The 22961-nt window shown below is 71.6% G+C and carries 16 protein-coding genes and 1 pseudogene; 1 reads left to right on the forward strand and 16 read right to left on the reverse strand.

Annotated features, from left to right (window positions below; genetic code table 11):
- Positions 1 to 79: 79 nt before the first annotated feature.
- The 9 genes from AMK10_RS25450 to AMK10_RS25490 all read right to left on the reverse strand — a co-directional run bounded on the left by AMK10_RS25450 (position 80) and on the right by AMK10_RS25490 (position 14935).
- Positions 80 to 1285 (reverse strand): DNA polymerase III subunit delta', encoded by a 1206-nt coding sequence (locus AMK10_RS25450; RefSeq protein WP_073750289.1) that lies wholly within the window; start codon positions 1283 to 1285, stop codon positions 80 to 82.
- Between the two features lie 140 nt (positions 1286 to 1425).
- On the reverse strand, positions 1426 to 4506 hold the full coding sequence (tmk, locus tag AMK10_RS25455) for a dTMP kinase (RefSeq protein WP_073750290.1): 3081 nt from the start codon (positions 4504 to 4506) through the stop codon (positions 1426 to 1428).
- A 145-nt stretch (positions 4507 to 4651) separates the two neighbouring features.
- Complete coding sequence (gene topA, locus AMK10_RS25460) at positions 4652 to 7522, reverse strand: type I DNA topoisomerase (protein WP_073750291.1); 2871 nt, start codon at positions 7520 to 7522, stop codon at positions 4652 to 4654.
- A 281-nt stretch (positions 7523 to 7803) separates the two neighbouring features.
- The gene (locus AMK10_RS25465) at positions 7804 to 8001 is read right to left on the reverse strand and encodes a hypothetical protein (protein WP_073750292.1); all 198 of its coding nucleotides are present in this window, start codon (positions 7999 to 8001) and stop codon (positions 7804 to 7806) included.
- 282 nt (positions 8002 to 8283) lie between these two features.
- Positions 8284 to 9789 (reverse strand): DUF7059 domain-containing protein, encoded by a 1506-nt coding sequence (locus AMK10_RS25470; RefSeq protein WP_073750293.1) that lies wholly within the window; start codon positions 9787 to 9789, stop codon positions 8284 to 8286.
- Between the two features lie 323 nt (positions 9790 to 10112).
- On the reverse strand, positions 10113 to 10733 hold the full coding sequence (locus tag AMK10_RS25475; RefSeq protein WP_073750294.1) for a small secreted protein: 621 nt from the start codon (positions 10731 to 10733) through the stop codon (positions 10113 to 10115).
- Between the two features lie 282 nt (positions 10734 to 11015).
- The gene (locus AMK10_RS25480; protein WP_073750295.1) at positions 11016 to 13457 is read right to left on the reverse strand and encodes a sodium-translocating pyrophosphatase; all 2442 of its coding nucleotides are present in this window, start codon (positions 13455 to 13457) and stop codon (positions 11016 to 11018) included.
- 468 nt (positions 13458 to 13925) lie between these two features.
- Positions 13926 to 14375, reverse strand: a complete 450-nt coding sequence (locus tag AMK10_RS25485) for an ATP-binding protein (protein WP_073750296.1) — start codon at positions 14373 to 14375, stop codon at positions 13926 to 13928.
- A 206-nt stretch (positions 14376 to 14581) separates the two neighbouring features.
- On the reverse strand, positions 14582 to 14935 hold the full coding sequence (locus tag AMK10_RS25490; RefSeq protein WP_003967428.1) for an STAS domain-containing protein: 354 nt from the start codon (positions 14933 to 14935) through the stop codon (positions 14582 to 14584).
- A gap of 79 nt (positions 14936 to 15014) precedes the next feature.
- On the opposite strand from AMK10_RS25490, the gene AMK10_RS25495 reads away from it, so the two are divergent.
- Complete coding sequence (locus tag AMK10_RS25495) at positions 15015 to 17549, forward strand: DEAD/DEAH box helicase (RefSeq protein ID WP_073750297.1); 2535 nt, start codon at positions 15015 to 15017, stop codon at positions 17547 to 17549.
- On the opposite strand, the gene AMK10_RS36710 is transcribed toward AMK10_RS25495, so the two are convergent.
- The 7 genes and pseudogenes from AMK10_RS36710 to ssd form a co-directional block, all read right to left on the reverse strand.
- Complete coding sequence (locus AMK10_RS36710; RefSeq protein ID WP_382563115.1) at positions 17446 to 18075, reverse strand: Rv3654c family TadE-like protein; 630 nt, start codon at positions 18073 to 18075, stop codon at positions 17446 to 17448. The genes AMK10_RS25495 and AMK10_RS36710 overlap by 104 nt on opposite strands.
- The gene (locus AMK10_RS25505; protein ID WP_073750298.1) at positions 17967 to 18347 is read right to left on the reverse strand and encodes a TadE family type IV pilus minor pilin; all 381 of its coding nucleotides are present in this window, start codon (positions 18345 to 18347) and stop codon (positions 17967 to 17969) included. The genes AMK10_RS36710 and AMK10_RS25505 overlap by 109 nt, the downstream gene beginning before the upstream one ends.
- Positions 18334 to 18555 (reverse strand): DUF4244 domain-containing protein, encoded by a 222-nt coding sequence (locus AMK10_RS25510; RefSeq protein ID WP_382563322.1) that lies wholly within the window; start codon positions 18553 to 18555, stop codon positions 18334 to 18336. The genes AMK10_RS25505 and AMK10_RS25510 overlap by 14 nt, the downstream gene beginning before the upstream one ends.
- A 201-nt stretch (positions 18556 to 18756) precedes the next feature.
- A complete protein-coding gene (locus AMK10_RS25515; protein ID WP_073750300.1) occupies positions 18757 to 19578 on the reverse strand; it encodes a type II secretion system F family protein in 822 nt (273 codons plus the stop codon).
- Positions 19575 to 20447, reverse strand: a complete 873-nt coding sequence (locus AMK10_RS25520) for a type II secretion system F family protein (protein ID WP_073750301.1) — start codon at positions 20445 to 20447, stop codon at positions 19575 to 19577. The genes AMK10_RS25515 and AMK10_RS25520 overlap by 4 nt, the downstream gene beginning before the upstream one ends.
- A complete protein-coding gene (locus AMK10_RS25525) occupies positions 20444 to 21592 on the reverse strand; it encodes a TadA family conjugal transfer-associated ATPase (RefSeq protein ID WP_073750302.1) in 1149 nt (382 codons plus the stop codon). Before AMK10_RS25525 ends, AMK10_RS25520 begins: the two co-directional genes overlap by 4 nt.
- Positions 21589 to 22668 (reverse strand): annotated as a pseudogene (gene ssd / locus AMK10_RS25530) (septum site-determining protein Ssd). The gene AMK10_RS25525 and the pseudogene ssd overlap by 4 nt, the downstream one beginning before the upstream one ends.
- Positions 22669 to 22961 lie beyond the last annotated feature (293 nt).

The following is a 22961-nucleotide window of genomic DNA, read 5'->3' on the forward strand; positions in this document are numbered from 1 at the left end:
CTCGCACCAGCGGCCCAGAGGTCCTCGCCCCGGACAGGCGGGAACACGCGGAGCAGACGAGCCGGCCGGCCCCCGGGTGTCAGCCGGCCCGGAGTGCCATCGTCATCGCCTCGACGGCGAGCAGCGGCGCGACGTTGCGGTCGAGGGCACGGCGACAGGCGATCACGGCCTCGATCCGGCGCAGGGTGCCCTCGGGGGTGGACGACTCGGCGATCCGGTCGAGGGCGTCCCGTACATCGGTGTTGGCGAGGGCCAGCCGGGAGCCGAGCTGGAGCGCCAGCACATCGCGGTAGAACCCGGTGAGCTCGCTGAGCGCGAGATCGAGGCTGTCGCGCTGGGTTCGCGTCCTCCGGCGCTTCTGCCTGTCCTCCAGCTCCTTCATCGCACCGGCCGTGCCGCGCGGCATCCGGCCTCCGGCCACGCCGCCGAGCGCCGCCTTGAGGTCCTCCGTCTCCTTGACGTCGACCTCCTCGGCGACCTGCTTGGCGTCGTCCGTGGCCGTGTCGATCAGCTCCTGGGCCGCCTTGAGGCAGCCCCCGACGTCATGGACGCGCAGAGGGAGCTTGAGCACCGCGGCCCGCCGGGCGCGCGCCCGCTCGTCCGTGGCGAGGCGGCGTGCCCTGCCGATGTGCCCCTGGGTGGCGCGGGCGGCGGACGCGGCCCGCTCCGGGTCGATGCCGTCACGCCTGATCAGCACATCGGCCACGGCGTCCACCGGCGGCGTACGCAGCGAGAGATGGCGGCAGCGGGAGCGGATCGTCGGCAGCACGTCTTCGAGGGAGGGGGCGCAGAGCAGCCACACCGTGCGCGGCGCGGGCTCCTCCACGGCCTTCAGCAGGACGTTGCCCGCGCCCTCGGTAAGACGGTCGGCGTCCTCCATGACGATGACCTGCCAGCGGCCCACGGCCGGGGACAGCTGGGCGCGGCGGACCAGCTCGCGGGTCTCCTTCACGCCGATGGAGAGCAGATCCGTGCGGATCACCTCGACGTCCGCGTGGGTCCCGATCAGCGCCGTGTGGCAGCCGTCGCAGAAGCCGCAGCCCGGCGCCCCGCCCAGGGCGCGGTCCGGGCTGACGCACTGGAGCGCCGCGGCGAAGGCACGGGCGGCCGTGGACCGGCCGGATCCGGGCGGGCCGGTGAAGAGCCAGGCGTGCGTCATCTTCGAGCCGGGAGCCACCGGCTCGCCCTCGGAGTCGGCGGTGACCAGCGCATCGGCGTCCCGGGCGGCGGCACCGAGCTGCTCCTGCACCCGGTCCTGTCCGACCAGGTCGTCCCATACGGTCATGGTCACCGCCCTTCCGGTGGTGTCGAGCGGGGAAGCCCCGTTCCCAGCGCTTCCCCATTGTGCGGGAAGGGTCTGACAATCCCGGCTTTCCGTCCTCGGGCCCACCGCCCTGGAGCGGCGTGCCCGTCACCACCCGCCCGTCAGCGGCGCGGCCGGCGACCGCCCCGGCCGGAGCCGTCCTGGTCGTCGTCGGAACCCCCGAGCAGTTCGTCGGCCAGGGACGGCAGATCGTCGAGCGGGGTCTCCTCGGCCCAGTCGGGACGCGGCCGCTTCTGCCTGCCGGAACCGTCCTGAGCGCCGCGCCCGGCCTGCGGGTCGTCGCTGACCTGGGGCAGCTCCCGCGTGCGCTCGTTCTCGCCCTCGGGGCGGGAGGCACCGCGCTCGTCCCGGAAGATGCCCGGCGGCACCCGGTCCGACGGGTTCTCGTCGCGCACGGGCGGCAGCACGGTCGTCTCCTCCGCGTCCCGCACCGGCCGGTCCGGGCGCGCGACCGGCACCGGCTGCGTGATCTCGTTCGGATTCACGACCGGGGTGGGCACGGTCAGCTCGTTGTCGGGCACGGACGGCCCCGAACGGCCCGACGGCCCCGACTCGTGGTGCCCGGCCTCACGGGAACGCCTCGCGGCCTCGGCCTCCGCCCGGGCAGCGGCCTCGGCCTCGGCGCGGCTGCGGGCCTCCTCGGCCCGGACCAGCGCCTCCTCGGCCTTGCGCTGCTTCTCCAGGCGCAGTTCCTCCGCCTCCTTGCGCAGCCGTGCCTCCTCCTGGGCCTGCTGGCGCAGCCGCTCCTGCTCGGCCTCGCGCACCCGCTCCTCGGCCTCGATCCGGGCGCGCTCCTCCTCCGCACGGCGGCGGGCCTCCTCGGCGCGCTGCCTGGCCTCCTCCGCCTGCCGCTCGGCCTCGCGCTGCCGCGCCTCTTCCTCCTCGCGGCGCCTGCGCTCCTCCTCCTCGGCGCGGAGCTTGGCGAGCTGGGCCTCCCGCTCACGCTCCAGCCGCTCCTCCTCGGCCTTGCGCGCGGCCTCTTCCTCGGCCTTGCGCCTGGCCTCCTCCTCGGCGGCCCTGCGCGCCTCCTCCATGGCCTGGATCTCGGCCTCGGAGAGCGGCAGGAGCTGGTCGAGCCGGTGGCGTACGACCGTGGTGATCGCTTCGGGCTCCTGTCCCGCGTCCACCACCAGGTAGCGGGCCGGGTCGGCCGCGGCCAGGGTCAGGAAGCCGGACCGCACCCGGTTGTGGAACTCGGCCGGCTCGGACTCCAGCCGGTCGGGGGCCTCGGTGAAGCGTTCCCGCGCGGTCTCCGGGTCGACGTCCAGGAGGACCGTCAGATGCGGTACGAGCCCGGTCGTCGCCCAGCGCGAGATACGGGCGATCTCGGTCGGGGCGAGGTCTCGGCCCGCGCCCTGGTAGGCGACGGACGAGTCGATGTAACGGTCCGAGATGACGATCGCACCGCGCTCCAGCGCCGGGCGGACGACGGAGTCGACGTGCTCGGCCCGGTCGGCTGCGTACAGCAGTGCCTCGGCGCGGTTGGAAAGCCCGGCCGACGACACGTCGAGCAGGATCGAGCGCAACCGCTTGCCGACCGGGGTCGCTCCCGGCTCGCGGGTCACGACGACCTCGTGCCCCTTGGCTCGGATCCAGTCGGCGAGTGCCTCGACCTGGGTGGACTTGCCGGCTCCGTCGCCGCCCTCCAGGACGAGGAAGAAGCCGTTCGCGGCGGGCGCCACGGCGGGGTCACCACCGCGCAGCGCCTCGCGCAGATCACGGCGGAGGGGCACTCCGGCCCGGTCGTCGGTCTTGGCGAGGACGATCACCGCGACGGGCAGCAGCAGGGCGCCGACGAGCATCAGCGTGAACGCCGCCCCACCGTGCGCGAAGACGAAGTCGCCCGATCCGAGACGGTGACGGCCGATGGCTGCGGCGACCAGCGGCCCGCCCACCGCGCCGAGCGCGACCAGCACCCGGACGACGGCCTGGAGGTGCTCGGTGGACCTGGCCTGCCGGAACGCCTCCGTCTCCTGGTCGATGACCGTATGCCCGATGTTGGCGGCGACCCCGGCCGCGTAACCGGCGACCAGGGCGATCAGCAGCCCGGTGGCCGTGTCCGGCACCAGGCCGAGCGCGAGGAGCGCCACCCCGGTGACGGCGATGGCCAGGGCGAGCAGCCGGCGCCGCGACAGGGCGGGCAGCACCTTGGGCGCCGTACGGATGCCGAGTGCGGTGCCCCCGGTCAGGACCAGGATCAGCAGCGCGAAGGTGGCGGGCCCGCCCCCGAGGTCGGAGGCGTGCAGTACGGAGACGCCCGCCGCCGCGGCGATGGCCCCGGCGACCAGGGCGCACGCGGCGACGACCAGCCGGATGCTGCCGGTGCGGCCCTTGTCGGGACCCGTTCCGGTGGAGGGCCTGCGCAGGCCCTCCAGCGGGGAGCGCGGGCGGGGCGTGCGGGTGTCCGGCAGTTCGAGGAAGTACAGGGTGGAGATCGAGGCGGAGAAGAGTCCCGCCGCGACGTACGAGCCGAGGGCGGCCTGGTGCACGGAGAACCAGTCGAAGCCCGTACCGAGCAGCTCACCGATCAGTGCGGCGACCACGAGTACGGCGGCGGCGACCGGCACCGCCAGGAAATCGGTGCGCAGCGAGAGCCTGCGCAGGGCGTCGAGGTGGTCGGGCAGGGGGCGCACGGCGGCGCCCTCCGGGGGCGGGGGCGGGAGCAGCGCGGGCGCCGCGCTCTCCTTGGCCACCGTCCACAGCCGCTCGCCGACACCGGTCACGAAGACGGTGATCAGGATCATCATGAGTGCCTTGTCCGGCATCCAGTCGATCCACAGGGGCGCGACGACCAGCAGAGCGAGCCGCAGCCCGTCCGCCCCGATCATCAGCCAGCGCCGGTCCACCGGACCGGCGGGCGCCGTGAGCGCCGTCAGGGGCCCCAGGAGCACGGCTCCGAAGAGCACGGTGGAAAGAATCCGGGCACCGAACACGGCGGCGACGGCAAAGGCCGCCCCGCGGTATCCGGCCCCGAAGGAGCCCTCCAGGACCGCCGCCTGCAGCGACAACAACACCAGCACGAGAAGGGCGAGTGAATCGCCGATACTTCCGACGAGCTGTGCGCTCCACAACCGCCTGAGCGGGGGAACACGCAACAGGGCTCGTACGGCGCGCTCGCGTGAGTCTGCGGCAAGTGTGTCGGAGGTGGGGCTCACGACCGGTGGCTGCTCGGCTCGCGTCATCCGCCCAGCCTATCGGGAGCGGTGCGGTGCCCGGGGGCCGCGTCCGAACATATGGCCGCTGGAATCCGGCCACCCGGGGCACGCGCGCCGAAGGGGCCGGATGATCCGGCCCCTTCGGTCCACACGCACAGCCGCCCTGAGGCGGTCAGCTCTCGTCGGACGAGGACGAGGCCGTCTTCCTGGCCGTCGTGGTCGTCTTCTTCGCGGGAGCCTTCTTGGCGGTGGCCGTCTTCTTCGCGGCCGCCGTCTTGGTGGCGGTCGCCTTCTTGGCGGTCGTCGTCTTCTTCGTGGCCGTCGCCTTCTTCGCGGGCGCCTTCTTGGCCGGAGCCTTCTTGGCCGTCTTCTTCTTGGCCGGCCCCTTGGCCCGCTTCTCGGCGAGCAACTCGTAGCCGCGCTCCGGCGTGATGTCCTCGACGCTGTCGTCGGTCCGCAGCGTCGCGTTCGTCTCGCCGTCCGTGACGTAGGCGCCGAAGCGACCGTCCTTCACGACCACCGGGGCACCGCTCACCGGGTCCGTGCCGAGCTCCTTGAGCGGCGGCTTGGCGGCGGCCCGCCCGCGCTGCTTCGGCTGGGCGTAGATCGCCAGCGCCTCGTCGAGCGTGATGTCGAAGAGCTGGTCCTCGGAGGTCAGCGAACGCGAGTCAGTGCCCTTCTTGAGGTACGGGCCGTACCGGCCGTTCTGCGCGGTGATCTCGACACCCTCGGCGTCCTCACCGACGACCCTGGGCAGGGACATCAGCTTGAGCGCGTCGGCCAGAGTCACCGTATCGAGCGACATGGACTTGAAGAGCGAGGCCGTCCGCGGCTTGACCGCGTTCTTGCCCGTCTTCGGGGTGCCCTCGGGCAGGACCTCGGTGACGTACGGGCCGTAGCGGCCGTCCTTGGCGATGATCTGGTTGCCGCTGACCGGGTCCGTGCCGAGCTCGAAGTCGCCGCTCGGCTTGGCCAGCAACTCCTCCGCGAGCTCCACGGACAGCTCGTCGGGCGCCAGGTCCTCCGGCACGTCCGCGCGCTGGTGGCCCTCGGAGTCCTTCTCGCCCCGCTCGATGTACGGGCCGTAGCGGCCGACACGGAGCTTGATGTCGTTGCCGACGGGGAACGACGAGATCTCCCGGGCGTCGATCGCGCCGAGGTCCGTGACCAGTTCCTTCAGGCCGCCGAGGTGGTCCCCGTCGCCGTTGCCCGCGTCGGAGGCCGCGCCCGCGCCGGTCGTGTCGTCACCGGCACCGAAGTAGAAGCGCCGCAGCCACGGCACGGACTGGGCCTCGCCCCGCGCGATGCGGTCGAGGTCGTCCTCCATGCGGGCGGTGAAGTCGTAGTCGACGAGCCGGCCGAAGTGCTTCTCCAGCAGGTTGACCACGGCGAACGAGAGGAACGACGGCACCAGGGCCGTGCCCTTCTTGAACACGTAGCCGCGGTCCAGGATGGTCCCGATGATCGAGGCGTACGTCGACGGGCGGCCGATCTCGCGCTCTTCGAGCTCCTTGACCAGCGAGGCCTCGGTGTAGCGGGCCGGAGGCTTGGTGGCGTGGCCGTCGACCGTGACCTCGTCGGCGGTCAGCGCGTCGCCCTCGGCGACCTGCGGCAGCCGGCGCTCGCGGTCGTCCAGCTCGGCGTTCGGGTCGTCGGCGCCTTCGACGTACGCCTTCATGAAGCCGTGGAAGGTGATCGTCTTGCCGGACGCGGAGAACTCTGCGTCGCGGCCGTCGCTCGCCCGGCCACCGATCTTCACGGTGACGGAGTTACCCGTGGCGTCCTTCATCTGGGAGGCGACGGTCCGCTTCCAGATCAGCTCGTACAGGCGGAACTGGTCGCCGGTGAGGCCCGTCTCCGCCGGGGTGCGGAAGCGGTCGCCGGAGGGGCGGATCGCCTCGTGCGCCTCCTGCGCGTTCTTGACCTTCCCGGCGTAGGTGCGCGGCTTGTCGGGCAGGTAGTTCGCCCCGTACAGCTGCGTGACCTGCGCCCGGGCCGCGGAGACCGCGGTGTCCGAGAGGGTCGTGGAGTCCGTACGCATGTAGGTGATGAAGCCGTTCTCGTACAGCTTCTGCGCCACCTGCATCGTGGCCTTGGCCCCGAAGCCCAGCTTGCGGCTCGCCTCCTGCTGGAGGGTCGTCGTGCGGAAGGGGGCGTACGGCGAGCGGCGGTACGGCTTCGACTCGACCGAGCGGACCGCGAACGCGGAGTCGGCGAGCGCGGCGGCCAGGGCGCGGGCGTTCGCCTCGTCCAGGTGCAGCGTCTGGGCCGAGCCCTGCTTGAGCTGTCCGTCGGGACCGAAGTCACGGCCCTGCGCGATACGGCGCCCGTCGACCGCGCTGAGGCGGGCGGTGAGCGTCGAGGGGTCGGAGGCGTCACCGGTGCGGCCGGTGGCGAAGGTGCCGGTCAGGTCCCAGTACTCGGCGGAGCGGAAGGCGATGCGCTCGCGCTCCCGCTCGACGACGAGACGGGTCGCCACGGACTGGACACGGCCCGCGGAGAGCCGCGGCATGACCTTCTTCCACAGGACCGGCGAGACCTCGTAGCCGTAGAGACGGTCGAGGATGCGGCGGGTCTCCTGGGCGTCGACCATGCGCTGGTTGAGCTCGCGCGGATTGGCGACGGCGGCCCGGATCGCGTCCTTGGTGATCTCGTGGAAGACCATCCGGTGGACCGGGACCTTGGGCCTGAGGACTTCCTGCAGGTGCCACGCGATGGCTTCGCCCTCGCGGTCCTCATCGGTGGCGAGGAAGAGTTCGTCGGATTCGGCGAGGAGCTGCTTGAGCTTCCTGACCTGGGCTTTCTTGTCTGCGTTGACGACGTAGATCGGCTGGAAGTCGTTTTCGACGTCCACGCCGAGGCGGCGTACCTCACCGGTGTACTCGTCCGGCACCTCGGCGGCGCCGTTCGGCAGGTCGCGGATGTGCCCGACGCTCGCCTCGACGACGTATCCGGGGCCGAGGTAGCCCTTGATCGTCTTCGCCTTGGCAGGCGACTCGACAATGACGAGTCGGCGGCCTGCGGTCTCGCTGGTCGGGGACAACTTCGCTCTTCTCTCCGGTCGGCACTCGTGGGCATCCGGGCAGCGCTCTGGCGCTGCCTGCGGTGCTGTCGCTGCGGAGTGTGACGGTACAACCCGCCCCCGTGTCAAACGGCAAAAGCCCGCAACGGCCACTCGAACGGTAACCCGACTTCCGCCATTCCTGCCGCCCGGACTGCCCGGTCCGCCCCCCGCGGAGCCGCCGCCTGCGGGTTTCACCGCGGTGTCGGGGGGACCCTGCGGCCCGATGCCCGGCGGCCTTCAGGCCCCTCCGGAGAAGTGGATCAGATGCGGGTGAAGCACCACACGCCGAGGACGAGGAAGAGTACGCCGAAGAGCGTGGCGAGAGCGGTGGAGGCGACGGGGCTCACGCCGAGTGCCACCGGCGCACGCTGGATGGTGCGCGCCCCCGTCCAGACGAGGAGGGCCGCGCCGAACAGGCTGAATGCCGTACCGGCGAAGGCCGCGGTGACGCTCTCCATGTCCGTACCCCTCACATTCCGGCCATCGGCTGCCGGCAGGGCCCGGGGCCCTCGGCCCGCCGGTGCCGCTCGGCACACGGGAGGCTGCCACTCCGGAGCGTCGTCGGCGCGAACCCCGGGTGAACACCGCGCAGCCACCCGGGGAACGGCCCTGAGCGGAACCCGTGGACCGCCCGGGCGTACACACCGAGCCGATACGTACGCGCTGTTCAGAAGGGTTCCGGGCACCGGAGCACGCAGCTCCGGTGCCGGGAACGGAGCCCGCTGACGGGTGCCCCGCGTTCACCGCACGGGATCGAGGAAGCCTTCCTCCACCAGAACCCGGATCGCCTGCGGGGTGCGGTCACGCAGCAGCACCGGGTCCTCGGCCATCAACTGGGCGATGGCGTCCAGAATCCTGCCCGCGGGCAGCGAACCGTCGCACACGCCCGCGAAGCCGGCGCCGACCGCGTCGACCTTGGTCGCCCGCCGCATCCCGCGGTGCTGACGCAGCACCACATGCTCAGGATCCTCGGCACCCGGCAGACCGACCTGCTCCTGGACGACCTCCTCGGCAAGAGTGAAGTGCGCGGCCAGCAGCGCCGCGTCATCGTGCTCGCGCAGATAGTCCTGCCGCGCGAAATGGGCCTCGACGGCGTCCCCGAGGGGCTGTTCCACCGCGTGCGGCCACTCCTCCACGACGACCGAGGGGCTTCCTGCGGCGGCTGCGGCGGACCTGCGGAGCGTGATCCATCCGAAGCCGACGGACTTGGTGCCGCGGGCCTCGAACTCGTCCATCCAGGCGCCGTACCGCTCGGCGTAGAGAGCGGGGTCGCTGCGGTGGTCCCCGCTGTCCCGGAGCCACAGCTCGGCGTACTGCGTGATGTCCTGCACCTCGCGCTGCACGATCCAGGCGTCACAGCCGCCGGGAACCCAGGAGCGCACCCGGTCCTGCCACTCCTCGCCGTCCACGTGCTGCCAGTTGGCCAGGAACTGCGCGTATCCGCCCTCGTTGAGCCGGTCCCCCGCCTGCCGCACGAGGGTCGCGCACAGATCGTCGCCGCCCATGCCGCCGTCGCGGTACGTCAGCCGGGCACCGGGCGAGATGACGAAGGGCGGGTTGGACACGATCAGGTCGTACGTCTCCGTGCCGACCGGCTCGAACAGCGACCCTTCCCGCAGGTCGGCGGGGGCGGCGCCGGACAGGGCGAGGGTGAGGCGGGTGAATTCCAGCGCACGCGGGTTGACGTCCGTGGCCGTGACCCGGGTGGCGTGCTGGGCGGCGTGGAGCGCCTGGATCCCGGAGCCCGTACCGAGATCGAGAGCGGAGTCCACGGGCTTGCGCACGGTGATCCCTGCGAGCGTGGTGGACGCCCCGCCGACACCGAGCACGACGCCCTCCTCGTGCGAGCCGATGCCGCCGGCACCGCCGACCGCGCACCCGAGGTCGGAGGCGATGAACCAGTCCTCACCCTCCGGCCCGCCGTAGGGCCGCACGTCGACGGTGGCCCGGACCGTGTCGCCGTCGCGGATCACCCAGCCGTCCTCCACGCACTCCTCCAGCGGGAGGGCGAGGGCGGCGGCGTCCGCCGGGACGGGGTGCTGGAGAAGGAACAGCCGCACCAGCGTGTCGAGCGGCGCGTCCCCACGTGTGGCCCGGAGAGCGGGGACGGTCTCACTGCGGGCGAGCGCGGCATACGCGGGCGCGCCGAGCCGGTCGAGGAGGCCGTCGGCGGTGAAAGCGGCGGCGATCAGGGCTTCGCGGAGCCGGGGGCTGCGGTCGGATGCGGGGAGGCTGCTCTTACTCACCCGCCCATTGTGGCCGCTCCCACCGACAACGGCAGCGGCCCGGCGCCCACGAGGGCGGCCGGGCTGCTGCGGAGGTGCCTGCGGCACGGCTTCCGGCGGGCCGGACCGCCTTCGCAGCGGCTTCCCGCTCGCCGTCACGGCCTGCGGGCCGTCTTTCCGGCCTTGTGGGCACCGTCGGACCGTCAAGGACCGGCCGGCGGCCTCAGGGCGCCCCGACAACGGTCGAGGACGTCCCTACGACCGTCGAAAGCGCCCCGATGGACACCGGGACATGCCGACGAACGTCAGGACTTGCCGATGGCCGTCACGATGTACCGATGCCGTCAGGACTTCTCGCTCGCCGAGGGCGAGGCGGACTTCTCGGCGGAGCCGGACGGTGCGGCCGCGGGCGAAGCCGAGGCCGTCGGCTTCTGGCAGCCCTTCTGCTTGGCCATCGCGGAACCGACCTCGCCGGACTGAAGCTTCTTCAGGGCCTGGTCGCCGTTGGTGCTGATCTTGTTCAGCTCGTCGGCGATCCCCTTGAGGCCGTCGGCGAACGCCGCCTGGTCCTTCGTGTCGAGGTCGTCGACCTTCGTCTTCAGCTCGGCGTAGGCCGCGGAGGAGGCGTTCAGCTCCTTCACCGCCTCCTTCTGCGTGGTCTCGCCACCGTCCACGGGCGGCGGCCCCGCCGAGTTCACGGCCGTGCCCAGCGCCTTGTACGCCTGCGAGATCTGCTGGAAGGCTGCCGAGTCGGTGGCCTGGACGTCGGCGGGCTTGCTGTTGTCGGCCGTCTGCTGCTGGATCGACGCGTTGGCGTTCGCGATCTTCTGCAGCTGCGGCTGAACCTGGTCGCAGACCTTCTTCGCCCAGTCGTTCACCTTGTTGTCGCTGTCGTCGCTGCAGCCCGACAGCGTCAGTACGAGTACCGCACCGCCGGACAGTGCGGCTGCAAGCTTCTTGTTCACCGGATGGGGTCCCTTCCAAGGCTCTCGGCCCCGGAACTTACACGCCAAGTGGGCGACATCCAGGTGCCGGGCATCCGATATGTATTCTTTTGAAGCCATTTGCACCAAGGGAAATGAGGGAGATACCACTCACCCATGCCCTCGGACACCCGTACGGGCCCAGGTCTGCCGACCGAGACGCGGCGGCCACGGGAAAACGGCGGACGACGCGTCAGAACGCGCCGCCCGCCGCCTCGCTGAGCAGGTGTCACCCACGCGACCGCAGGTCGCGAGCCATGGGCGTCACGAAACAGCCGCGGGGTCGGTGGACTTGACGGGGTTACCTCCGTCACCACCGTCACCGCCCGGACCGTCGTCGTCGCCCACCGCGATTCCCCGCCGCTTGGACACATGGACAGCGGCGATGACGACGACGACGGCGATCACGGCCACCACCGCCCGTACGACCGCGCTGGCGTCGTCGCCGTAGCTGAACTGCACCACCGCCGGCGCGATGAGCAGCGCCACGAGGTTCATCACCTTGAGGAGCGGGTTGATGGCCGGCCCGGCCGTGTCCTTGAACGGGTCGCCGACCGTGTCGCCGATCACCGTCGCGGCGTGGGCCTCGCTGCCCTTGCCCCCGTGGTGCCCGTCCTCGACGAGCTTCTTGGCGTTGTCCCAGGCGCCGCCCGAATTGGCCAGGAAGACGGCCATCAGGGTGCCGGTCGCGATCGCCCCGGCGAGATAGGAGCCCAGGGCCCCGACCCCCAGGGTGAACCCGACGGCGATCGGCGCCAGAACCGCGAGCAGACCGGGCGTGGCGAGCTCGCGCAGCGCGTCCTTGGTGCAGATGTCGACGACGCGCCCGTACTCCGGTTTCTCCGTGTGGTCCATGATCCCGGGGTGCTCCCGGAACTGCCGCCGCACCTCGTAGACCACGGCCCCGGCCGAACGGGAGACCGCGTTGATGGCCAGCCCGGAGAAGAGGAAGACGACCGCGGCGCCGAGGATCAGGCCGACCAGGTTGTTCGGCTGCGAAATGTCCAGGCTCAGCCCGAGCTCCCCCGCCCGGGCGCCCACGTCGTCGACGGCCGTGGCGATGGCGTCCCGGTACGAGCCGAAGAGCGCGGCCGCGGCCAGGACCGCCGTGGCGATCGCGATGCCCTTGGTGATGGCCTTGGTGGTGTTCCCGACGGCGTCCAGGTCCGTGAGGACCTGCGCGCCCGCACCCGTGACGTCCCCGGACATCTCGGCGATGCCCTGGGCGTTGTCGGAGACCGGTCCGAAGGTGTCCATCGCGACGATGACACCCACCGTGGTGAGCAGACCGGTACCGGCCAGGGCCACCGCGAAGAGCGCCAGCATGATCGACGTACCGCCGAGCAGGAACGCCCCGTAGACGCCGAGCCCGATCAGGAGCGCGGTGTAGACGGCGGACTCCAGCCCGATGGAGATGCCGGCGAGGACGACGGTCGCGGGACCGGTGAGCGAGGACTTCCCGATGTCCCGGACGGGGCGGCGGGTGGTCTCCGTGAAGTAGCCGGTGAGCTGCTGGATCAGGGCGGCCAGCACGATCCCGATGGCGACCGCGACCAGGGCGAAGACGCGGGGGTCGCCGCCGTGCGAGGTGATGGCGCCGTCGGTGACCCCGTCCAGCTCCGCGTACGAGGACGGCAGATAGACGAAGACGGCCACGGCCACCAGGACCAGCGAGATCACCGCGGACACGAAGAAGCCGCGGTTGATGGCACTCATCCCGCTGCGGTCGGCACGCCTGGGAGCGACCGCGAAGATCCCGATCATCGCGGTGACGACCCCGATCGCCGGGACGATCAGCGGAAAGGCCAGCCCCGCGTCCCCGAAGGCGGCCTTGCCCAGGATGAGCGCGGCCACGAGCGTCACGGCGTACGACTCGAAGAGGTCGGCTGCCATGCCGGCGCAGTCACCGACGTTGTCGCCCACATTGTCGGCGATCGTGGCGGCGTTGCGCGGGTCGTCCTCGGGGATGCCCTGCTCCACCTTGCCCACGAGGTCGGCACCCACGTCGGCGGCCTTGGTGAAGATGCCGCCGCCGACCCTCATGAACATCGCGATCAGGGCGGCGCCGAGGCCGAATCCCTCCAGCACCTTGGGCGCGTCGGCGGCGTAGACGAGCACTACGCAGGAGGCACCGAGCAGGCCGAGGCCCACCGTGATCATCCCGACCACGCCCCCGGTACGGAAAGCGATCTTCATCGCTTTGTGCGAGACGGCGGTGAGATCCTTTTCCGGTTCCCCCTCGGCGGGGGTCGCCTCACGCGCGGCAGCGGCGACGCGCACATTACTGCGGACAGCGAGCCGCATACCGATGTATCCGGTGGCCGCCGAGAAAAGCGCACCCACCAGGAAGAACAGCGAGCGCCCGACGCGCTGCGACCAGTTGTCGGCCGGAAGCAGCAGAAGCAGGAAGAACACGACGCCGGCGAAGATGCCGACGGTTCGCAGTTGCCGGGCCAGATAGGCATTCGCGCCTTCCTGGACGGCGGCCGCGATCTCTTTCATGCGATCGGTGCCTTCACCGGCCGCCAGCACCTGGCGTACGAGCAGCTGGGCGACGACCAGCGCGGCAAGGGCGACGACCGCGATGACGACGACGATCAGCCGGTTGCCATCGGTGAGTGCTGCGGCCGCGAGTGCGGTGGACCGGCCGGAAGGTACGGGAACGTGCGCCAGTTCTGCCAGTGGGGTGTTGAGGAACTCCGCCATACGTCCTCCTTGACGCTGAGCGCTCAAGACGTGGACGGATTGTAGGGAGCAGAACCTGATCAAAACAGTGGGTGGTCAATGAAATCGACTTTCGTCCGCCCAATGGCAAATGATCTCGGATGCGATTGAACCCGAATGCAGTAATGGGGCAGACGCATGGCATGCACTGAATTGCAGGAGGTCATTGATCAAGGGAAAAGAAAAAGGCCCTGCTCAGCAGGGCCGGAAACCGTGATCGCGTCCACGACATCGTGATCGCTTCCATGGCCGTGCCGGAAAACCCGCAGGACAGGGCCGGCCCACGGGGCTGGGCGGGGGAGAGCGACGTACGGAACGGGGCGGGGCGCGCAGAACCGCGAGACGTACGGACCGGACTGGAGCAGGTACAGCCGGGAGGCGTACGGACCGGAGTGGAGCGCGCAGAAGCGGGAACGTAAGGGCCGGGTGGGGCGGGCGGAGCCGTTCGGCTCAGGGAAGCACCACGGCCGAGGTCGTCGGCCAGGTCATGCGGATCACGCCACCGTCGGTGCCGGACCGGACCTCGACGTCGTCGACCAGGCCGCTGATGACCGCGAGGCCCATCTCGTCCTCGCTGTCGGCATCGGTCTCCGGCTCGTCAAGCCCTCTGCCACCGGGCGTACCCGGCTGCGAGGCGTCGCTTCCCGGAGCGGGAATCCCGTCGCCGACCTCGATGGAGAACGCTTTCTCCTCCTCGGTCAGAACGACCGTGACCGGGGCGGTGATGTCATGGCTGCGATGCAGGCCGACAGCACGGCTGCACGCCTCGCCGACGGCGAGTCTGACCTCGTCGAGCACCGCCTCATCGACGCCTGCCCGGCGTGCCACGGCGGCTGCCACGAGGCGGGCCGTCCTGACATGTTCGGGCTGTGCGCTGAAGCGGAGTTCAACGGTTGGCATGCCATCCCCCTCAAACGTACGGACGTGCATCTCAGGGGCCCGGGCGTGGCGCCCGGCACCCCTGCTCTCATTCTTCTCCGGGAACCGACGAAGCCGGCAGCCGACCCCATGGGCCGACCACCTGCTCATGACGGCCGTCTGCTGCCGCCTGCCGGTCTGTCACCGTCTGCCTGCCGACCCTGGAGAGGGCCGGCCTGCGCCCACCGTCAGTCGGTGGCGGCGACAGCCTCGTCGACCGTGGTGTGAATGGGAAACACCTTGGTCAGACCTGTGATCCGGAAGATCTTGAGAATGCGCTCCTGGTTGCACACCAGGCGCAGCGAGCCCTCATGGGCCCGGACACGCTTCAAGCCGCCCACGAGCACGCCGAGGCCGGTGGAGTCGAGGAAGTCGACGCCTTCCATGTCGACAACCAGGTGGTAGCTGCCGTCATTCACCAACTCGACCAACTGCTCGCGCAGCTTGGGCGCGGTATACACATCAATCTCGCCACCGACCTCGACGACCGTACGGTCGCCACCAGGGCCGGACACATTGCGAGTCGACAGGGACAGGTCCACGGATCCTCCAGCACCTTGCTATCGAGCGGTCGCCCCTCGGTCTCCCCGACGGAGGCCAGGGGACGGATCGCCAGCCGCGATGGCATTCAATCACTTACCAGCAGCCATGCACGACGCCTTGGGACCATTGTCCGTCATGCCAGTGACACACTCGGTGCCGATGGCCAAGAATCACCGCCCCAGCCGACCACCTGAGAACCCGGGCTCGCGCCCCTCTCCCACGGTGGTTCTCGACCGGCTCGCCGCTTCGGCGGGCCGGGCAGCGCGCATCACTCATACGGAGCACTTGCCCCCGCGTGCGGGAACCCATGCCATCTGGCCGGACCGCATCCGGCCGGAAGTGATCTCGGCAATCTCCCGGGCCGGAATCGACCATCCGTGGACGCACCAGGCCACAGCCGCCGAGCACGCGCTGGACGGCGAGTCGGTCGTGATCGCCACCGGAACGGCGTCCGGCAAGTCGCTCGCCTACCTCGCACCGGTCCTGAGCACCCTCCTGGACGGCTCGGAGGCCCCGAACGGCCGTGGCGCGACCGCGCTCTACCTCGCCCCCACCAAGGCGCTGGCGGCCGACCAGCGTCGCGCCGTGAAGGCCCTTGCGGCGCCCCTGGGCTCCGCGGTCCGCCCCGCGGTCTACGACGGTGACACGCCGGTCGAAGAACGCGAATGGGTGCGCCAGTACGCCAACTACGTCCTGACGAACCCCGACATGCTGCACCGGGGCATACTCCCGTCCCATCCCCGCTGGGCGTCCTTCCTGCGCGCCCTCCGCTTCGTGGTGATCGACGAGTGCCACACCTACCGGGGTGTCTTCGGCTCCCACGTCGCCCAGGTGCTGCGCCGTCTGCGCCGCCTGTGCGCGCGGTACGGCTCCGATCCGGTCTTCCTCCTGGCCTCCGCCACCTCGGCCCAGCCCTCGGTCGCCGCGGGCCGCCTCACGGGCCTGCCCGTCCAGGAGGTCGCAGACGACGCCTCACCCCGGGGCGAGATGGTCTTCGCCCTCTGGGAGCCGCCGCTGACCGAGCTGCACGGTGAGAAGGGGGCTCCCGTACGCCGTACCGCCACGGCCGAGACCGCCGACCTCCTCACCGATCTGACCGTCCAAGGCGTCCGCTCGGTCGCCTTCGTACGCTCCCGGCGCGGCGCCGAGCTCATCTCCGTCATCGCCAAGGAGCGGCTCGCCGAGGTGGACCGCTCGCTGCCCGCGCGGGTCGCCGCCTACCGTGGTGGTTATCTGCCGGAGGAGCGCCGGGCCCTGGAGCGCGCCCTGCACTCCGGCGACCTGCTCGGCCTCGCCGCTACGACCGCCCTGGAGCTCGGTATCGACGTCTCGGGCCTGGACGCCGTGATCATCTCCGGCTATCCGGGCACCCGTGCCTCCCTCTGGCAGCAGGCCGGCCGCGCCGGACGCGGGGGGCAGGGCGCTCTGGCCGTCCTGGTGGCCCGGGACGACCCGCTCGACACCTTCCTCGTCCACCATCCCGATGCGCTGTTCCAGCAGCCTGTGGAATCCACGGTCCTGGACCCCGACAACCCGTACGTGCTCGCGCCGCACCTGTGCGCCGCCGCCGCGGAACTCCCGCTCACCGAAACCGACATCGCGCTCTTCGGCCCCGCCGTGCCCGAGCTGCTGCCGCAGCTGGAGGCCGCGAAACTGCTGCGTCGGCGCACGACCGGCTGGCACTGGACCCGCCGCGAACGCGCCGCCGATCTCACTGACATCCGCGGCGGAGGCGGCCGCCCTGTGCAGATCGTCGAGGAAGGCACCGGCCGACTGCTGGGAACCGTCGACGAATCAGCCGCGCACACCGCCGTTCACGAGGGTGCCGTGCACCTTCACCAGGGCCGGACCTATCTGGTCAGGAAGCTGGATCTGGAGGATTCGGTGGCCCTGGTCGAGGAAGCCGTGCCTCCCTATTCGACCAATGCCCGCGACACGACCGCGATCACCGTCCTCGAGACCGACACCGAGATCCCGTGGGGCGACGGCCGGCTCTGCTTCGGTTCCGTGGAGGTGACCAACCAGGTCGTCTCCTTCCTTCGGCGCAGGCTCATCACCGGAGAGGTGCTGGGCGAGACCAAACTCGATCTGCCGCCCCGCACCCTGCGCACCCGCGCCGTGTGGTGGACGGTCACCGAGGACCAGCTCGACGCCGCCCGGATCGGTCCCGAGATCCTCGGTGGAGCCCTGCATGCCGCGGAGCACGCCTCCATCGGGCTGCTGCCTCTCTTCGCCACCTGCGACCGCTGGGACATCGGCGGCGTCTCCGTCCCGCTGCACCCCGACACGCTCCTTCCGACGGTGTTCGTCTACGACGGCCACCCCGGCGGTGCCGGATTCGCCGAACGCGCGTTCCACACGGCCCGTACGTGGCTGACAGCAACACGTCAGGCCATCGCGTCCTGCGAGTGCGACGCGGGCTGCCCGTCCTGCATCCAGTCCCCCAAGTGCGGCAACGGCAACGACCCTCTGCACAAACGAGGCGCCGTACGCCTCCTGACCGAACTCCTCAGGACCGCACCACCGGACCCCGAGGAGGGTGCCCCGGAGGCCGGCGACCCCACGGAGGGCGGTGCCCAGGAGAGCGGGCAACCGGATACGGACGAAGGCTGAGTCCAGCCGTCTCAGCCGGTGTACCAGTGGATATCGGCGTCGCCGAACGCGCCGGTGGCGGCCCTTCGGCCTCCGGAGGCCCCGCTCTCGACCTGACCTCCGGTGCGTAGGGGCCGAAGCGCGCGCGAGCGGTCACATCGGCGATCTCGCCTTGGACCGCGCACCGCACGACTTCCGCGCCCTGGGCCACGGCGACCTCGGTGGCCGCATCGCACGCGGTCTCCGCGCCCAGGAGTGCCCGGTCGGCTGCCGCGAGCGCTGCCAGGTCCGCCGCACCACCGGCCTTGTGGCGGGCGGCCACGGCCTGGCCGAGAGCGAGCACCATCGCGAACACCGCGCAGAGCGTCGCCGTGGTGACCGCCACCCAGACCGACGCCAGGCCCTGGTCCCCGGCCCCTGTTCCGCGCCTCCTCAACCTCACGGGCCCACCCCCACCATGTCCTCGGCCAGCGCGACCGCCTCGGCTCCGAGAGTCAGGGCCAGCGGCCCGGGCCCGGGCGTCGGCGCCTCGACCCGGACTCGCCACAGCTCCCCCGCACGCTCCACCGAGACCTGCGCCCTGCTCGGTGCCGCCTGCCGTGCAGCGGACCTGACCTCGGCCTCCGGTTCCGAGCGAGCCGCGGCCCGTGCCCCGGCCCTCGCCGCGTCCACACAGCGGATCTGGTCCGACGCGGCCACCAGCGCCCAGACGAGGGCCAGGACGAACGCCACCAGCACGGGGAGGACCATGGCGGCCTCAGCGGTCACAGCTCCCCGGTCGCCGGCCCGGCCCCCCTGTGACGCCTCAGAACTTCGCATCGAGCGCATTCTTGATCAGCGACTGCAAGGCCGACAGCACGGCACCGCTGGTCACCACCTTGTAGAGCACCGCCGCGAACGCGCAGGCGGCGATCGTGCCGACGGCGTACTCGGACGTCGTCATCCCCCGGTCGAGGCCCCCGCACCGGCCGCGCGCGCCGAACCTGCTCTCCCACGCGAGACGTACCGCTTCTGCCGTCCGGCGCATGACTTTCTTACCCATCGCAACCCCCGTGTCGTGTCGTTCAGAAATTGATCAGGAACTTGATCAGGAACTTCGGTTCGGAACTTCGGTTCGGAACTTCGGCCCGCCCCCGGAGGCACGGACCGCGCCCTCGGATCGGAGGCATGGTTCGGTGGCGGCTGCCGGACGCCGATCACCAACCACCGACCGCCGGCACGAGGCCGTTCATCTGTGGTGCAGCAGACCGTCGGCCAGCCCGATCACCACCGGTGCCACCCCGACCGCCAGGAACGCGGGCAGAAAGCAGAGCCCGACCGGTGCGGTGATCAGCACACCGGCACGCTGGGCACGCGCTACGGCCGCACTCGCCCGCTCGGCGCGCATCTCGTCGGCCAGCCGGGACACAGGCTCCGCCGCCGGGGCGCCCGTGGTTCCGGCCCTCTCCAGGCAGCGAGCCAGTGACGCGGCACCCGGTATCTCACCGAACCGGCCCCACGCTTCGGCGGGTTCGCTCCCGAGCCGGATCTCTGCCGCCGTCCGAGCCAGCACGTCACCGACCGGGCCGCCCATGGACTCCCCGACCGCCTCCGCCGCGTCCCGAGGCCCGGCGCCCGCCGAGATGCAGGCGGCCAGCAGATCCGCGGCAAGCGGCAACTGCCGGGCAACCAGTGCGGCCTCGGCCTCCCGCACGGCAGCCCCAGGCACCCTCCGAGTGCGCTGCCATCTCCCCACCCCGTACGCCGCGGCAAGACCCGCACCGCAGCCGGTCATTCCACCGACGAGGATCCAGCAGACCGCCCAGGCGCCCAAGGGCGCCGCCCACCGCCGGGCACGACCGGCACCTTCCAGCCCCGCCGCCCGCAAGCCCCGCCACCCCGGCCGAGGCCGGTCCGAGCAGGCACCTGTCAGCAACACCCCCCGCCGCCGTATCGCCCGCTCTTGCCGCCGCGCGGTCAGCACGAGAGCGAGATACGCGGCGGTCCCGAGCAGAGCCCCCGCCACCCCTACCGCGCCCAGCTGTCCCCCCGCGTCGGGCCCCGAGCTCATGCCGTCTCCCCCGCGCCCACGATCCGCGACGCCCAGAACAGCCCGGCAGCCTCCAGCAGACCGCCCGCCACCAGGCAGACCAGACCTCCGGGACTGTGCAGCAGCACCCCCAGCGGATCCGCCCCGAGCGCTGCTCCCAGCCCCAGCCCCACCACCGGCAGCAGAGCCAGCACGACGACTGTCGACCAAGCACCGGCCAACTGGGCGCGGAGCTCTTCCCTTCGACGTCGCTCAGCCCGCAGAGTGCCCTCCAGACGATCCAGGCCCGCCGCGAGGCCGGCCCCGCCGTCGACTGCCACCCGCCAGCAGGCGGCCATCCCCGCGAGCCCTTCGAGGCCCGGACCTGCCGCCGCCTGACGCAGAGCCCCCGGCACATCTCCACCGAACCTTGCGGCTGCCAGCACCGCGGACTCGGCGGCGCCCAATGCGCCGGCGCTCCGCCCCGCGAGGAGCAACGCATGGCCCGGCTCACGCCCGGCCCGGAGCTCGCCCACCACCGCCCCGCAGAGAGCCGTGACCGCGTCGGCGGCCTGTTCACGTTCGCGCCGCCGCGCTCTGCGCCGCATCCAGCGACGCGCCAGCGGAACCGCCACAGCCCCAGCGAGCAGCGGCAGCACCGATTCACCCAGCAGCGCGAGAAGGGCCGCCACAGGGGCACACAGCCATTCCCGATGCCCATCGAGAATCCTGCGGAGCCTCGCCCATCCCGCCGCGCCGACCGGCAACTCCTTTTGGTCCCGCGCCATCAGCGCCCGTGCCCTCCGCACCCCCGGGTCCCGCGCGGCAGCGATACAGCCGGCCACTCCGGCGCAGCCCGCCATCACCCACACCGGCACCTGGGTCAGCGCGCCGGAGGCCACCGCCGTCATGAGTGCAGCCCGATCAGTGCCCCGAGCCGCTCCCAGCCGCGCTCCGGCACGAACCCCTCCGCGTCCCATCGCAGCGCGGGCACGGTGATCACCAGGCCCGCCGGGTCCCGCTCGAGCACATGCACCTCGGAGAGACGCCTCTGCCCTCCCCGGTCCCTCACGAGATGGACCACCACGGAGAGCGCCGCGGCCAACTGGCTGTGCAGGGCTGCCCTGTCGAGCCCCGCGGCCGTCCCCAGGGCCTCCAGCCGTGCCGGGACATGCTCTGCGGCGTTGGCATGGACCGTGCCGCAGCCGCCCTCATGTCCGGTGTTCAACGCCGCCAGGAGATCGGTCACCTCGGCGCCCCGGACCTCGCCCACCACCAGCCGGTCCGGACGCATGCGCAACGCCTGACGCACCAGGTCCCTGAGCGTCACTCTGCCCGCCCCTTCCTGGTTGGCGGGACGCGACTCCAGGCGCACCACATGTGGATGATCGGGGCGCAGTTCGGCCGAATCCTCGGCCAGCACGATGCGCTCGCGCTCGCCGACCGCACCCAGCAGACTCGACAGGAGGGTCGTCTTCCCCGCTCCGGTCCCTCCACTGATCAGATACGAGACCCGGGCCCGCACCAGCGCCCCGAGCAGCCGGTCACCGCCGGGCGGGAGCGTCCCGGCCTCCACGAGCTCCGCCAGGGTGAACGCCCTGGGCCGCACCACCCGCAGCGAGAGACACGTCGAGCCGACGGACACCGGCGGCAGGACCGCGTGCATGCGCGTTCCGTCGGGAAGCCGCGCGTCCACCCACGGCCGTGCGTCGTCGAGTCGGCGCCCCGCTACCGCGGCGAGCCTCTGCGCCAGCCTCCGGACGGCCGCCGCGTCCGGGAACGTGACCCGGGTCAGCTCCAGGCCTCCGCCCCGGTCCACCCACACACGGTCCGGAGCGGACACCAGAACATCGGTCACCGCCGGATCGGCCAACAGCCGTTCCAGCACTCCCGTGCCGACCAGCTCGCCGCGCAATTCCTCGGCAGCACCGAGGACTTCCGCGTCCCCCAGGAGGCGGCCCTGCTCCCGGAGCGCGGCAGCCACTCCGGCCGGAGTCGGCGCCGCGCCGCTCCGGGCCAGCCGCTGCCGTACCGCGTCGAGAAGCGCGTCGGTCATGGCGTCCCTCCGCCGGCGTGCAGGGCGGGAACGCCCTCGAGGCGGCCCGGCGCGTCCGCCCTGTCCCAGAACTCCTTGCAGAACCGGGCCAGCGCTCCGCGGGAGTTGCCGCCCGGGGGCAGCCCACTGTCCTGGGCCGCGGACAGCCCCGGCTCCATGGGCAGGTCCCCGACGAGGGGGAGCCCCAGCGCATAGGCCACCCACTCCTCGTCCAGGCCCGCCGCATAAGGACCGCGGGCGACGACCCTCAGATCGTCCAGAACCGCACCGGCCGCAGCAGCCATCCGCTGGGCCGCCGCCACAGCCCTCAGCTCACCGGGCACGACCAGCAGTCCGACGTCCAGCTGGGCCAGCGCCTCCGCCACGCCTTCGTCGACCCGGCGCGGCAGATCCACGACGACCACTCCGCCGAGCCGACGCGCGGCGGCCAGCACCGATTGCATGGCCTGCGGAGGAACGGTCGTCGCCTCGCCCCTGCCCCAGCTGAGCACGCGCAGGCCATGGAGCGCGGGCAGGGACTCTTCCAGTGCCCCGCCTCCCAGCCGCCCTTTGGAACGGGCGAAATCCGGCCACCGCAGACCTTCGGATTCCTCTCCTCCCAGCAGGACGTCGATACCGCCACCCAGCGGGTCCCCGTCGATCAGCATGGTCCGCCTGCCCGACCTGGCCGCCGTCACCGCCAGGGCACAGGCCAGCGTCGATGCGCCGGAACCACCGCGTCCTCCCAGCACCCCCACGGTGAGCGCCGACCGGCCCACACCCTCCGCCGCATTGGCGATCTGGTCGACGAGCCAGCCTTCGGAATCAGGCAGCCGCAGCACGTATTCGGCCCCGACCTCCACGGCGCTCCGTCACACCTCCGGATCGTCCTGATCCCGCCCGACCAGCATGACCCCGCGCCTTCGCGGCACCCCGCGGCACCGCGAAGCCGCGTCGTCCCCCACCAGAATCAGTGGGGCCCGCTCCCAGCAGCCCCGCTCCTGAGGTGGTCCGTGACGCACCTCGGGCACCGCCCCGGCCGCTGCGCAGAGCCTGAGCAGATCGTCCAGCAAATCCGCGTCCTCGGTCACAATCATCGGTCCGCCGCCCAGCCGTTCGGCGCTCGGCAGACCCACGTCCACGAAAGATCCAGCCACGATCTCCGCCCCCTTCTCCCTGTCCCTTCAGTGCGGTTTCGCGGCGGCCTCGGACCGTTCCGAGATGCGCGATTCCGGAACCCGTGGACTTCACGGGTGGAATCAACATGCAACGACCCGGAAAAACATGTGGATCTTGCTCAAAAACTGTGGACACCCACAGCATTGTGAATATCTCGGTAGCTCGTACAGGGGACTTTCGGAGAGCAGCCCTTCCACTACGCACCGTGACG

Source organism: Streptomyces sp. CB02058, assembly GCF_001905505.1.
In the GTDB taxonomy this organism is placed as follows: Bacteria; Actinomycetota; Actinomycetes; order Streptomycetales; family Streptomycetaceae; genus Streptomyces.